Origin of the sequence: Streptosporangium roseum DSM 43021, from assembly GCF_000024865.1 — a bacterium.
GTDB lineage: Bacteria > Actinomycetota > Actinomycetes > Streptosporangiales > Streptosporangiaceae > Streptosporangium > Streptosporangium roseum.
Window position 1 is genome coordinate 9203715 of the sequence record NC_013595.1, and the last position, 12661, is coordinate 9216375.

At 67.3% G+C, this 12661-nt stretch carries 10 protein-coding genes, 2 tRNA genes and 1 rRNA gene; 4 read left to right on the top strand and 9 right to left on the bottom strand.

The window, feature by feature from the left end; genetic code table 11:
- Nucleotides 1-116: 116 nt before the first annotated feature.
- Nucleotides 117-1641 (bottom strand): 16S ribosomal RNA (locus SROS_RS40250).
- Between the two features lie 620 nt (nt 1642-2261).
- Between SROS_RS40250 and SROS_RS40255 the strand changes: the two genes are divergently transcribed.
- Entirely contained in the window at nt 2262-2663 is a 402-nt protein-coding gene (locus SROS_RS40255; RefSeq protein ID WP_012894716.1) for a hypothetical protein, read from the top strand.
- A gap of 53 nt (nt 2664-2716) precedes the next feature.
- Nucleotides 2717-2944 carry a hypothetical protein gene (locus SROS_RS40260; protein ID WP_012894717.1) on the top strand — a complete coding sequence of 76 codons (228 nt, stop codon included), beginning with the start codon at nt 2717-2719 and terminating at the stop codon, nt 2942-2944.
- Between the two features lie 3 nt (nt 2945-2947).
- Here SROS_RS40260 and SROS_RS40265 read toward each other — a convergent pair whose 3' ends face one another.
- The 8 genes from SROS_RS40265 to SROS_RS40300 form a co-directional block, all read right to left on the bottom strand.
- Nucleotides 2948-3367, bottom strand: a complete 420-nt coding sequence (locus tag SROS_RS40265; protein WP_012894718.1) for a PH domain-containing protein — start codon at nt 3365-3367, stop codon at nt 2948-2950.
- Between the two features lie 75 nt (nt 3368-3442).
- Complete coding sequence (locus SROS_RS40270) at nt 3443-4210, bottom strand: group II truncated hemoglobin (protein ID WP_012894719.1); 768 nt, start codon at nt 4208-4210, stop codon at nt 3443-3445.
- Between the two features lie 149 nt (nt 4211-4359).
- Nucleotides 4360-4433: transfer RNA gene (locus SROS_RS40275), tRNA-Met, on the bottom strand.
- Between the two features lie 247 nt (nt 4434-4680).
- Nucleotides 4681-4754: transfer RNA gene (locus SROS_RS40280), tRNA-Met, on the bottom strand.
- 72 nt (nt 4755-4826) lie between these two features.
- A complete protein-coding gene (locus SROS_RS40285; RefSeq protein WP_063610304.1) occupies nt 4827-7745 on the bottom strand; it encodes a UPF0182 family protein in 2919 nt (972 codons plus the stop codon).
- Nucleotides 7746-7981: 236 nt separating this feature from the next.
- On the bottom strand, nt 7982-9028 hold the full coding sequence (locus SROS_RS40290; RefSeq protein WP_012894721.1) for a YlbL family protein: 1047 nt from the start codon (nt 9026-9028) through the stop codon (nt 7982-7984).
- Nucleotides 9029-9111: 83 nt separating this feature from the next.
- The gene (locus tag SROS_RS40295) at nt 9112-9537 is read right to left on the bottom strand and encodes a molybdenum cofactor biosynthesis protein MoaE (protein ID WP_012894722.1); all 426 of its coding nucleotides are present in this window, start codon (nt 9535-9537) and stop codon (nt 9112-9114) included.
- Nucleotides 9538-9649: 112 nt separating this feature from the next.
- Nucleotides 9650-10723, bottom strand: coding sequence for an NAD-dependent epimerase/dehydratase family protein (locus SROS_RS40300; protein WP_012894723.1), 1074 nt, complete (start codon nt 10721-10723; stop codon nt 9650-9652).
- A gap of 79 nt (nt 10724-10802) precedes the next feature.
- On the opposite strand from SROS_RS40300, the gene SROS_RS40305 reads away from it, so the two are divergent.
- The gene (locus tag SROS_RS40305; protein ID WP_012894724.1) at nt 10803-12098 is read left to right on the top strand and encodes a zinc-dependent metalloprotease; all 1296 of its coding nucleotides are present in this window, start codon (nt 10803-10805) and stop codon (nt 12096-12098) included.
- Nucleotides 12095-12640, top strand: a complete 546-nt coding sequence (locus SROS_RS40310) for an NUDIX hydrolase (protein WP_012894725.1) — start codon at nt 12095-12097, stop codon at nt 12638-12640. The genes SROS_RS40305 and SROS_RS40310 overlap by 4 nt, the downstream gene beginning before the upstream one ends.
- The last annotated feature ends 21 nt before the right edge of the window (nt 12641-12661 follow it).

Below are 12661 nucleotides of genomic sequence, written 5' to 3' on the forward strand. Positions count from 1 at the left end.
TGCGGTCCGGTTGAGTAGCCAGTGCTCCACTAATGAGCGCGTCACGTGCAGAACGTTCGCCTGCAGACATGACATGGACCACGGACCACCAGGTGGCCGCAGTCGATGCTCCTTAGAAAGGAGGTGATCCAGCCGCACCTTCCGGTACGGCTACCTTGTTACGACTTCGTCCCAATCGCCAGCCCCACCTTCGACCGCTCCCCCCAGACAAGCTGGTTGGGCCACGGGCTTCGGGTGTTGCCGACTTTCGTGACGTGACGGGCGGTGTGTACAAGGCCCGGGAACGTATTCACCGCAGCGTTGCTGATCTGCGATTACTAGCGACTCCGACTTCATGGGGTCGAGTTGCAGACCCCAATCCGAACTGAGACCGGCTTTTTGGGATTCGCTCCACCTCACGGTATCGCAACCCTCTGTACCGGCCATTGTAGCATGTTTGCAGCCCAAGACATAAGGGGCATGATGACTTGACGTCATCCCCACCTTCCTCCGAGTTGACCCCGGCAGTCTCCAATGAGTCCCCACCACCCCCGAAGGAGCGTGCTGGCAACATTGAACAAGGGTTGCGCTCGTTGCGGGACTTAACCCAACATCTCACGACACGAGCTGACGACAGCCATGCACCACCTGTCACCCGATCCGAAGAGGCACCCATCTCTGAGTGTTTCCGGGCGATGTCAAGCCTTGGTAAGGTTCTTCGCGTTGCGTCGAATTAAGCAACATGCTCCGCCGCTTGTGCGGGCCCCCGTCAATTCCTTTGAGTTTTAGCCTTGCGGCCGTACTCCCCAGGCGGGGCGCTTAATGCGTTAGCTACGGCGCGGAAACCGTGGAAGGTCCCCACACCTAGCGCCCAACGTTTACAGCGTGGACTACCAGGGTATCTAATCCTGTTCGCTCCCCACGCTTTCGCTCCTCAGCGTCAGGTAAGGCCCAGAGAACCGCCTTCGCCACCGGTGTTCCTCCTGATATCTGCGCATTTCACCGCTACACCAGGAATTCCGTTCTCCCCTACCTACCTCTAGCCAGCCCGTATCGAATGCAGACCTGGAGTTAAGCCCCAAGCTTTCACACCCGACGTGACAAGCCACCTACGAGCTCTTTACGCCCAATAATTCCGGACAACGCTTGCGCCCTACGTATTACCGCGGCTGCTGGCACGTAGTTAGCCGGCGCTTCTTCTGCAGGTACACGTCAACTTCGTCCCTGCTGAAAGAGGTTTACAACCCGAAGGCCGTCATCCCCCACGCGGCGTCGCTGCGTCAGGCTTTCGCCCATTGCGCAATATTCCCCACTGCTGCCTCCCGTAGGAGTCTGGGCCGTGTCTCAGTCCCAGTGTGGCCGGTCGCCCTCTCAGGCCGGCTACCCGTCGTCGCCTTGGTAGGCCGTTACCCCACCAACAAGCTGATAGGCCGCGAGTCCATCCCCAACCGAAAAAACTTTCCACCACCATCCCATGCGAGAAGTGGTCGTATCCGGTATTAGACCCAGTTTCCCGGGCTTATCCCAGAGTCAGGGGCAGGTTACTCACGTGTTACTCACCCGTTCGCCGCTCGAGTACCCCGAAGGGCCTTTCCGCTCGACTTGCATGTGTTAAGCACGCCGCCAGCGTTCGTCCTGAGCCAGGATCAAACTCTCCAAACAATGTTTGAAAGGTTTTCCCAGCTGAAAGCACCCGATTCGCATCGGATGTATCAACCAAAGGAATCCGTCCCCCACTAAAAATGGGTTGGACGGGGTTGTGCTTCATGCACTGGCTTTTAACACACTGTTGAGTTCTCAAGAAACGGACGCGTTCTCCGTCGCCGTGACCGTGGTCCCGACTTCAGGGCGTTCCATTCCGTGTTCCCATCTTATCAGATCCGCCCGGTTCGTGTCAAACTGTCGCTTTTCGCTTCAGCCGATCCGAACCCGCCGAATCCGTTAGGATGTCGACCGCCCCGTTTCCGGAGCAACCCTTCTAACTTACTCCGACATCCAGGGCTTGTCCAATCGTGCGGACAGGCCCGGATCTCCGGGTCAGATCGAAGGGAGGTGCTGAGCAGTTCGCCGACCTGGAGACCTTCTGGCTTCCGGGGCTCGTTGCCCTGCAGAAAGAACAGTAGCAGGACTCTCGTGTCACAGAGACAACTTGCCAACCATTCCCGGGGCTCGCGCGTCCCAAACCGGACGGCGCAAGCAGACAACAAGCCATCCGCAATCGGCTCTGGATACGAAGTAGGCACGAGGGTCAGGATCCTGACTCCACCGTGGAGGTGAGCACCATGACCCGCTCGGAGTTCGATGACATCCGCGCGCACATCGACGCGGAGGCCGATCACCCCGGTGACCTGATCAGGGTCGCCAGGTCTCTGTTGAGCGATCTCGAAGACGCACGGATGCGCGAGGCGACGCTTCGCGCCTACTACCTGCGTCTTCTCACAGCGGCTCGGGCGACCGTCGCCGCTGAGGCGGCCGGCTATCCGGAACCGCTCACCTTCCTCACCGACGAGCTCGCCAAGCGAGGCCAGCTCCCGGCGACCGAGGACGAGGTGACCCGGATCCTGGCCGACGCGCACACCGCGGCCGCGCTGCTGGCCTGCCTGGAACAGGCGCCCCTCGCGGTAGCCGGTAAAGGAGCCCGTGCCCGCAGGTGCGCGGGTACAAGCCGTAGCCTCCCCCGATGAGGCGTTCCGCGTCATTGACCTGGACTTGAAGCAAGATCTGTAAGACTTCGGGCATGTGGCAGCGGAGACTGGATTGGGCTGCGACGGTCTTCGTGGGCGTCTTCGGCGTCCTGTGGGTCGGCGTTGTGGCGTTCGCCGCCTTCGACGCGGCGATGTGGTCGCGGATCGGGCAGGGCGTCTTCGGGACCTTCCTGGTGGGCTGGTCCCTGCACAAGGCGGGCCTGTTGCTGCGCCGTACCCTGTCGAAGGTCACGGCGCGGCATCGCGGGATCGGGGTCTGACGGTCAGAAACCGGTCCGGAAGGAGCGCAGCTCGTCGGCGACCTCCTGGCACGGGGCGCCGAGGTCGAACTGGCTCAGGAGGAAGACCTCCTCACCGGTGTCGATCTCCAGTAGCCCCGTCCGCGAGGTGAAGCGGCTCCGCGTGTCCACACGGATCCGCTCGACCTCGCTCCACGGCAGCCGCCGCGAGCCGGCGAATCCCTTCACCACGGCCAGTCCCTCGCTGTCGGCGCTGAGCCGTACCGGGGCCAGGACGTCGCGCAGGGCCAGCGCGGCCATTATCACGGTCGCCGCGCCCGCCAGGATCATCCCGCGCGGGTCGCCGACGCTCAGCGCGGTGGCCACCGCGAAAACGAGCGCCGCGACGCCTTTCAGGACGAGGAGGTCGCGGCGCACGCGCCAGCGCAGGACCGGTCCGGACATGTCATCCACACTGGCACGCTAACCGCTCGGCGGCCGGATGCGTGCGGCGGCACCGCCCCGGCGTCTCGGCCGCGCTCAGCCCTTGGGCACGTACGGCGGCGCCACGCCCCAGCCCCAGTGCGGCACCGGGGCGTGGGCGATCGGGGCGGCGCCGGGCTGGGAGTTGGCGAACGCCAGGCGCGTCCCCCACTCGATGTAGCCGAGGAACGCCGCACGGAACTCCGGGTCGCCGGGGAGCTCGGCCTCGTCGGCGGCGTCCAGGAGCAGGCTCACCCAGCGGCGGCGCTGCGGTTCGGTGATGCCCTTGCCGAGGTGCTGGGAGAGCATGTGGGGATATCCCCCGCGCTCGCGCGTGTAGCGGTCCGGGCCGCCGAAGACCTCGCCGAGCCACATCGCCACATATCCGGGGTGGCCGGGGTCCATGCCCGCGAAGAGCGGTCCGATGAGGTCGTCCTTCATCACGTGGCCGTAGAAGATCTCGGTGAGCCGCTCAAGGGCCTCCGCCCCGCCGGCCCAGTCGTACAGCGTCGGCACCGCGGCTCCCTGGCCCCGGATGCCGGTGGGCTCGTAGTGACGCATCTCCTCGATGTCGGAGACGTAGGGCCGGATCTCGGCGAAGAAGGCCGCGAAGTGCGGACCGCCCCTGAATCCCTGGAGATGGTCCTCGGCGGAGGACCACGTGATCCGCAGGATGTGGCAGGCGGGTTCCTCGACGCATCGGGTGAGCTCGTAGTCCACGCACTGGGGGGCGCTCGCGAGTGGCACCGCGGCGCGCCGGTAGGCGGCCTCGAACTCGGCTGAACGCTCGGCGGGGACGCGGTAGCGGATGTATTCGACGATCATTGGTTCATCCCCTTCAGACAGATGCAACCTATGTGTCGATGTAATCATGTAATTGATGTTGAACGCACCTGAATGCTGCCAGAAAATCCCGGATGGCCTGGAAAACGACGAAGGCCCTGATCTCTGAGAGATCAGGGCCTTCGTTGCAGTAGCGGGGACAGGATTTGAACCTGCGACCTCTGGGTTATGAGCCCAGCGAGCTACCGAGCTGCTCCACCCCGCGTCGGTGTGTCTAAAGACTACCGGGCTCCGGCGGTGGAGTGCAAATTGATTGCGCAACACGGAAAACCGGATCAACGCGGAAGGCCCGGCCCTCATGGAGAACCGGGCCGGATCCGGAAGGTCCCGCCGGCTCCGGGAGGCCGGATCGGCCGGGGAGTCCGCCGGACTCGGAAGGCCCGATGGGTCCAGGAAGCCCGCGCAACGCAGAAGGACCGGATCTCCGAGGAGATCCGGTCCTTCTGTTTCAGTAGCGGGGACAGGATTTGAACCTGCGACCTCTGGGTTATGAGCCCAGCGAGCTACCGAGCTGCTCCACCCCGCGTCGGTGTGTCTAAAGACTACCCGGCTTTGGCGGTGGACGCGAATCAGACGGCTCGCTGGGCCCCGTGACCCCCTATGGACTCGGTGAGGACGTCGGTGTCGCCGCTGGTGTGGGGCTTCCGGAAGGGGCCGGAGTCGGGCTCTGCGAGGGGACCGGAGTGGCCGTGGCCGACGGGACCGCGACGCCCTTCAACTTCTCCAGGGCCTTCTCCAGCTCCTTCTGTGCCTCGCCGTACGCGGTCCAGTCCGGCGGGTTCTTCGCCAGGGCCGCCTGCGCCTTCTCGTAGGCCTGCTGCGCCTCGCCGATCGCCTGGCTCAGCGCGGTGCTCGGCTGGGCGGGCGTGTTCGGCTTGGTGACGTCAGGCTTGGCCGGCGGCGCGGCGCCTTCCCCGAAGACCTGCTGCAGCGCGGCTTCCAGTGTGTCGGCGGAGCCGACCTTGTCTCCGTAGGAGACCAGGACCCGGCGGAGGATCGGGTACGGCTCCTGGCCGGAGGCCGCGGCGATCTCCACGTAGACCGGTTCGACGTAGACCAGGCCCCCGGCGAACGGCAGGGTCAGCAGGTTGCCGTAGCGGACCTTCGCCTGGCCGAGGCCGAGCAGGTTGAGCTCGCCGGAGAACTTGTTCTGGAAGTTGTTCTGCACCTGGCCGGGGCCGGGGATCGTGGTGTTGGAGGGCATCCGCAGGATGCGGAGCTTTCCGTAGTCCGCTCCCGGGGTGGCGTCCACTGCCATGAACGCCGCCAGGTTCGGACCCTGGCGCGGCACGAACGTGGTGGTCAGCGAGAACGTCGGGGCCGTCGTGTCGGGCATCTTGACCGACAGGTAGTACGGCGGCTGCTTGACGTCGCGCTCGCCCGACGACGGGTCGTTCGGGACGTTCCAGAAGTCCTGACCGCTGTAGAAGGCGTTCGGGTCCTCGATGTGGTAGCGGGACAGCACGTCACGCTGGACCTTGAACAGCGCCTCCGGGTAGCGCAGGTGCTGCTTGAGACCGTCGCCCATCTCGCTCTGCGGCTTGATGATCCCGGGGAAGGCCTTGCGCCAGGTCTGCAGGATCGGGTCCGTCTCGTCCCAGGCGTACAGGTTGACGGTGCCGTCGTAGGCGTCGACCGTGGCCTTGACCGCGTTGCGCATGTAGTTGATCTGGTCGCGCGGCTGCTGCACCACCAGGCGCGGGTCCGTGACGGTGTCCCGCGTCATCGCCTCCAGGCTCCGGCTGTCGGAGTAGGGGTAGGCGTTGGAGGTGGTGTAGGCGTCGGCGATCCAGACCACCCTGCCGTCGACGATCGCCGGGTAGGGGTTGTCGTCCAGGCTCAGGAACGGCGCCACCTTGGCGATGCGGTCCAGCGGGTTGCGCTCGTAGAGGATCTTCGACTTGTCGTTGATGTCGCTCGACAGCAGCAGGTTCTTCTCGCCGTACTTGGCCGCGTAGAGAACCCGGTTGAGGAACGAGCCGACCGGGACGCCGCCCTTGCCCACGTAGGTGGTGTTCTGCTGGCCGGTGCCGCCGCTCTCCGGGTAGTCGAGCTCCTGCTTCTTGTCACCGCCCACCACGACGTACTCGGGTGCGGTCGGGGACTCGCCGAAGTAGATCCGCGACTCCTTCAGCCCGGTCCGCTGCACCAGGGGGCCGGTCACCGGCATGTCCTTGGCGTCGAAGTTGGGCAGGCCCTGCGAGTCGACCTCGTTGCCCGGCGCGGCCACGAAGCCGTAGCCGTGGGTGTAGACCAGGTGCCGGTTGATCCAGTTGTCCTGCTCGCGCGGCGGGCCGGTGAGCTCTCGCACGGCCACCACGGTGTCGCGCAGCTTGCCCGACTCATCCGGGTAGCGGTCGACGTCGAGCGGGTCATGGAAGTCGTAGTAGCCGCGAATGCGCTGCTTCTGCTGGTAGGTCTTGGCGACCAGGTTGGGGTCGAGCAGCCGCACGCCCGAGATCGAACTGTCGGCGGTGACGTTGACCTTGCTGGCGTCACCCTGCGCCGTGTAGTCGGTGACCTCGGACTTGTCGACGCCGTAGGCCTTCCTGGTGGCGTCGATGTTGCGCTTGATGTAGACCTGTTCCTTGTCCTGCTGGTTCGGCTTGACCTGGAACTGCTCGACCAGGGCCGGATAGACCCCGCCGATCAGGATGGCCGAGAGCACCAGCAGTCCGAAGGAGACGCCGGGCAGCATGCCGCCGGGCCGTACGACTCCGGCGAAGAACAGGGCGGCGCAGATGAGGGCGATGATCGCCAGGATGGTCTTGGCCGGCAGCACGGCGTTGACGTCGGTGTAGGACGCGCCGTACGCGAAGCCCCGGTCGGAGAAGACCAGTCCGTACCGGTCGATCCAGTAGGCGACCGCCTTCAGCAGCACGAACACGCCGAGCAGCACCGACAGGTGCACCCGGGCGGCCCGCGAGGCGTGCACGCCCGGCGACTGGAGCCGGAAGCCGCCGTACAGGTAGTGCACGATCGCCGCCATGATGGCCGACAGCACCACCGCCGTGAACAGGAAGTTCAGCACCATCCGCAGGAACGGGTAGGTGAACATGAAGAACGACACGTCCATGCCGAACAGCGCGTCGGTCTCCTTGAACGGCGTGGCGTTGGTGAACTCCAGCCAGGTCTTCCACTGGCTGGAGAACGACGAGCCGGAGAACAGGGCGAGCACGGCGACGCCGATCAGGAAGATCAGCTTGCGGTGCGGGTCGAGGGCCATCCGGTAGCGGTCGGCGCCGCTGGCGCCGCCGAACATCCCCGGGCCGAACATCGGCCGCATCCGGTAGGCCAGCAGCATGTTGCCGCCCACGAGGCCGACCATCAGCACGGCGCCCACGATGAAGAGCACGATCTGTGTGACGATCACACCGGAGAAGACCGTCGTGTAGTTCACCGAGTCGTACCAGAGGTAGTCGGTGAAGATGCCGGCGAAGAGGAAGAACAACGCAACGAGCGCGACGATGGCGATCGCGACAGGAAGTAGCAGTCGTGGCCGGCGGGGCAAGCGCATTGCCCTACCGGCTCCGGGGGTCCGGAAGCTCAAGGCCAACCCCTTGTCGTAAGAGCACGGTCCGTGTTTGGAAACCTACACCGGCAGGGGTTCCGTCGTGCTCAGCCGCTTGGCCACGGTCCGGCCACAACCCCCCACAGGTCTCGGGTCCACCACTGTCAACGTACGAGAAGCCGGATCAGTGCCCAAGCACGTGGTCCGGGTGCTCGGCGCGGTCCGCGCCCTCGCTCACGCCGTCAACCGACGGGGCAGCTCGGCGCGGTGCCGGAGCCGGTGCGGACCACGTCGATCGCCTTCACCGCGTCGTGCAGCGTTTCGATCTTGACCAGCTTGAGGCCGTCGGGGATGGCCTTCGTCGCCTCGGCGCAGTTTTCGGCCGGGGTGAGGAAGACCGTGGCCCCGGCCTTGCGGGCGCCCACCATCTTCTGCTGGATGCCGCCGATCGGGCCGACCCTGCCCTCCGGGGTGATCGTCCCGGTCCCGGCGACCGCCTTGCCCCCGGTCATCGCCCCCGGGGTGAGCTTGTCCATGATGCCGAGGGAGAACATCATCCCCGCGCTCGGCCCGCCGACGTCACCGACGTTGATCTTCACCTTGAACGGGAACTTGTATCTGATCTGCATGGTGATGCCCACGATGGGCGTGCCGTCCTTGGCCGCGGCGGTCGGGACGGCCACGGTCCTGCTCTGCTCGCCGCGGTTGACGGTGAAGCTGACCTTCTCGCCGGCCTTGTGCTTGCGGACGGCCGCGGAGACGGTCTCGCGGTCGGCCGCGGGCGTCCCGTCCACCGAGACGATCTCGTCGCCGGCCTTGAACTTCCCGTCGGCCGGCAGGCCCTTCTGAACGGAGGCCACGCTCACGACCGAGGTGTAGGGGATCTTCAACTCGGTCAGCGCCGCCGCGGTCGCGTCATCCTGGGAGTTGGTCATCTCCTGGGTGTTCTGCTGCTCGACCTCCTCCGCCGTGCTCGTCGGCGGGAAGATCGTCTCTTCCGGCACGACCGCGACGGTCGGGTCGACCCAGCCTCTGAGCGCGCTGAACAGGTCGATCCTGTTGCCCGGTCCCCCCTGGTAGGCCACGGTGACGAGGCTGAGCTTGCCGGAGGTCGGGTAGGTCGGGTGTCCCTCGATGCTGATCACCGGCTTGCCCTTGACGTCGCCGATGGTGTTCTCGGTCGGTCCTGGGCTCAGGACGACGTACGGAACCGGCAGCAGGGCGCCGACGACGCCGAGCATGAGCGTGAGGAAGCCGGCCACCATCAAGGTCAGCGCTCGTCGGGACATGAAGGAAGCCTATGCCGTGTGACCGGTCATGGAGGTGTACGTACGCGCCGTCATACTCCAGATCGTACGGCTTGCGCCCGATCTCACTCGCAGGCCCCGACCCATTCGGCCGAACCGTCCGTGAATAGCTGGTTCTTCCAGATCGGCACCTCGCTCTTGAGATCGTCGATCAGCCTCCGGGAGGCCGCGAACGCCTCGGCGCGGTGGGGGCAGGCGACCGCCACGATGACCGCGATGTCGCCGAGTTCGAGGTCGCCGACCCGGTGCACCGCGGCCAGCGCGGTCACCGGGAAGTCCGTGGCGACCTTCTCGGCCACCCGGCGCAGCTCGTCCTCGGCGCTGGGGTGCGCCGAATAGGACAGCCGCGTAACGGGCTTGCCGTGATCCTGGTCACGCACCGTGCCGACGAAGATCGTGGTGCCGCCCGCGGCATGGTCACCGACGGCGGAATACACCTCGTCGACGGAGAGCGCACTGTCGCGAATGCCCAGCAAACGGATGACGGTCACGCCAGAAAGCGTACCTCCCCGGGAAGCGGGCCTCCGGGCTCGGAAGGAGGTCCGTCCCCGGCCGCCCGCCCCGGGAGAGCGGTTCCCCGGGGCGCGAGCCGTGCCCGGAGGCTCAGACGCGACGCTTCTTGCGAGCGGCGCGGACGATCGCGGCGGTGCCGAGGACCGCGACGGTCGCGCCGGCGGCGGTGATCGTCGCCTCCTTGCCGGACAGGCGGCGGCCGACGACCGTGTGCCTGCCCTCGCGCAGTTCCAGGAGCTGTTCGAAGGCGGCCTCGTTGCTCCACAGCGGTTTCCAGCCGGCCGCGCGCAGGGCCGAGCAGTCGACCACCCACGGATAGACGACGTAGTGCAGGTCGGTCGCCGGGGCCGGGGTGATGCCCAGCCGGTGCAGGCGCTGGGCGGTGCCGAAGGTCAGCCCGGCGGGCAGCTCGAACCGGCGCAGGCCGGAGAGCTCCTCCACCTGGTCCTGCTCCAGCCAGCCGTCGCTCCCGACGGCCACCACCCCGGAGACCGTGCCGAGCGCGGCCAGCTCCAGCGCCGAGACCAGGTCGTCCACGTGGCAGAACTGCCACCGGGGGCTGCATCCCTTGACGCTGAGCAGCCTGGGCGCCTCGAAGTGGCGGGTCACCACGCTGTCCACGCCCGGACCGACCACGGCGGCCGGGCGTACCACGGTCACCTCCAGGCCTGGGTGGCTGCGCAGCGAGCGCCGTACCAGTGCCTCGATCTCCAGATGGTCGCCGACCATGCCGGTGTCGGGTTCGGCGGCCACTGCGGAGTCCTCGGGCAGCGGGACGGGGTTGTCGGGCGCCGCGCCGTACACCATGGCGCTGGTGACCAGCACGACGCGGCGCACCCGGGCGGCGGCGCTGGCGGTGAGCACCGTCTGGGCGGCCCGCAGGTTGTAGGCGCGTCGCTCTCCGGAGTCGGCGTCGAGCGCGTAGTCACCCCCCAGATGAACGAGCACGTCGATGTCGGAGATCCGGTTCGCCAAGAGCGGATCTCGGACATCGAGCACCCGCCAGGTGACGTCGGGCACGTCGCCGCGCTGCTCGTCGATGGCCACGACCCTGCGGAAATCCGCAGACGAGGCGACCTTCGCGAGGAATGCGCGGCCGATACCCGAGGCCGCGCCGGTGACGGCGACGACCGGGGGCCGGAGGCGTTTTGAGGTAGGCACCATGTCCTCACTTTGCACTGACCCGCCATGCGACGGATAACGTGGCGGATGTGGACTCCTCCATCCTGCACGAGGTAGAGCGGTGACTGACTTGCCAGGTCGGGAAAACGACCCCAACGAGAATCCGTTCGCCATGTTCGGCGACCCGGAGCAGATCGCAGCGGCCATGCGCCAGTTCGCAGACATGCTCTCCGCGCCGCCGAGCTCCGGTCCCGTCAACTGGGACATGGCGAAGAACATCGCCCGGCACGTCGTGGCCGCCGAAGGCGACCCGAGTGTCATGGAAGGCGAGCGGCGTCAGATCGTGGACGCCCTCAACCTCGCCGACCTGTGGCTGAACGAGGCGACCGCGCTTCCGAGCGGGGTGAGCAACCCGCAAGCGTGGAGCCGGTCGGAATGGATCGAACAGACCGTTCCCGTCTGGCGGCAGCTCTGCGACCCGATCGCGGCCCGCATGGTCGAGACCATGAGCGGCACCCTCGGCGCCGCCGGTCTGCCCGCAGAGGCCCAGGCCATGGCCGGGCCGCTGATGGGCATGATGAAACAGATGGGCGGCATGATGGTCGGCCAGCAGATCGGCCAGGCCATCGGCTCGCTCGCCCGCGAGGTGATCGGCTCCTCCGACATCGGCCTTCCGCTGTCCGACAACGCCGCCCTGCTGCCCGGCGGCATCGCCGCGTTCAGCCAGGGTCTGGAGACGCCCGCCGAGGAGATCCGGCTGTATCTGGCCCTCCGCGAGGCGGCCCACCAGCGGCTGTTCCAGCACGTGCCGTGGCTGCGCTCGCATCTGCTCGGCGCGGTGGAGGAGTACGCCAGGGGCATCACGGTGGACGTCTCCGCCCTGGAGGAGCAGCTCCGCGGGCTGGACATCAACAACCCCGAGCAGCTCCAGCAGGCGCTGAGCGGCGGCAACCTGCTCAAGCCCGAGGAGACCGACCGGCAGAAGGCCGCCCTGGCGCGGCTGGAGACCATGCTCGCCCTGGTCGAGGGCTGGGTCGGCACGGTCGTGGACGGCGCCGCCGCCGGCAAGCTGCCCTCGTCGGCGGCACTGGCGGAGACCGTACGGCGCCGCCGGGCGACCGGTGGTCCCGCCGAGCAGACCTTCGCCACGCTCGTGGGCCTGGAGCTGCGCCCCCGCCGGCTGCGCGAGGCGGCGGCCCTGTGGCAGGCGCTGGAGGCCGACCGCGGCGTCGACGGCCGGGACGCGGTCTGGGGCCACCCCGACCTGATGCCCACCGCCGACGATCTCGGCAACCCCGAGGGCTTCGTCCGCGGAGAGCCCGAGTTCGACCTGTCCGGTCTGGAGGCGTCCCTGCAGGAGCCTCCCGCCGAGGACGGCAAGGACGACAAGGACGACGGCAAGGGCGACGCCGGGTGAGCCTTCGCGCGCACGCGCAGAGTGTGCTCGCGGCCTGGGTCGCGCCGACGGCGCAGGAGGAGCTCCTGCGCAAGGAGTTCCTGGGGCACGTGGACGCCCACGAGGACGCAATGTGGCGCGAGTGCGTGCCGGGCCACCTGACGGCCACGACCGCGGTGCTCTCCCACGACGGCGAGAGGGTGCTGCTCACGCTGCACCCCAAGGCCGGGATGTGGCTGCCCATGGGCGGCCACTGCGAGCGCGGCGACGACTCGCTGGAGGCCACGGCGCTGCGGGAGGCCACCGAGGAGTCCGGCATCCCCGGCCTGCGGCTGCTGCCCGGCCCGCTCGCCCTCGACCGGCACCGGGTCTGGTGCCACCCGCCGCACAGCCACCACCTGGACGTGGAGTACGGCGCGGTCGCCCCGGCCGACGTCGAGGCCGTGATCAGCGACGAGTCGCTCGACCTGAGATGGTTCCCGGTGGAGGAGATCCCCGAGCTCTCCGACGAGGCGACCCGCCGGCTGGCACGCCGCGCGCGAGAAATTCTGCGTTCCTCCTAGCCGGGCGTTTTATGCTCGTCT